This is a genomic window from Shewanella sp. NKUCC05_KAH (genome assembly GCF_019345585.1).
In the GTDB taxonomy this organism is placed as follows: domain Bacteria; phylum Pseudomonadota; class Gammaproteobacteria; order Enterobacterales; family Shewanellaceae; genus Shewanella; species Shewanella oncorhynchi.
Genome location: NZ_JAHKQZ010000074.1, coordinates 1 through 223, shown reverse-complemented (window position 1 = coordinate 223; position 223 = coordinate 1). Strand labels below are relative to the sequence as shown.

At 51.1% G+C, this 223-nt stretch carries 1 rRNA gene; it reads right to left on the bottom strand.

The features are described 5' to 3' along the window. Positions 1-223 (bottom strand): 23S ribosomal RNA (locus KO533_RS22525); the annotation flags it as partial.

The following is a 223-nucleotide window of genomic DNA, read 5'->3' as shown; positions in this document are numbered from 1 at the left end:
CCGTATACTTCCTCTTGCGAGTTTGCACAGTGCTGTGTTTTTGATAAACAGTTGCAGCCACCTGGTATCTGCGACTCCCGTCAGCTTAGAGAGCAAGTCTCATCACCAACAAGAGCGTACCTTCTCCCGAAGTTACGGTACCATTTTGCCTAGTTCCTTCAGCCGAGTTCTCTCAAGCGCCTTGGTATTCTCTACCCGACCACCTGTGTCGGTTTGGGGTACG